The following is a 391-nucleotide window of genomic DNA, read 5'->3' as shown; positions in this document are numbered from 1 at the left end:
CGCTCACCGGGACAAGGGTGGCGATATCGAGCAGGCTTTTGGATTCGATCTTTCTCCACTTTTGGCTCGCGCTGCGGAACTTGCAGGTCTGGCACAGGAAGTCGCTGCCGAGCGCCTGCAGTTCAGACGAGCCAAAGAGGCGCTGACTATCTGCCGGCGTGATGTACGCAAGCTAATTTCCGCCGCGATGGAGGAGGGGGCCGACGGCGACTGGGAAGCCATCGAAGACATGTATGTCGGCATTGTCAGCCGACTCCCCCGCAATCCTGACCGTCGCCAGGTGGAGGCAATCCTCGACGAGATGCAGCTTTTGCGCACCGAAATCCTCAACCTTCTGGAAAATCAGTTAGATTCTCAAAATATGGACGGCAATGCTGTTCAAAATGGCTGT

At 56.5% G+C, this 391-nt stretch carries 1 protein-coding gene; it reads left to right on the top strand.

Features of this window, described 5'->3' with window-relative positions; all coding sequences use genetic code 11:
* The coding region (locus P7F60_RS27975) for a helix-turn-helix domain-containing protein (protein WP_277920878.1) at window positions 1-391 on the top strand (391 nt) is incomplete at both ends.

The organism is Rhizobium sp. YJ-22, from assembly GCF_029601685.1.
Classification (GTDB): Bacteria; Pseudomonadota; Alphaproteobacteria; order Rhizobiales; family Rhizobiaceae; genus Metarhizobium.
Note: the sequence above shows the minus strand (reverse complement) of the source record. Positions and strands in the feature narration are given on the sequence as shown.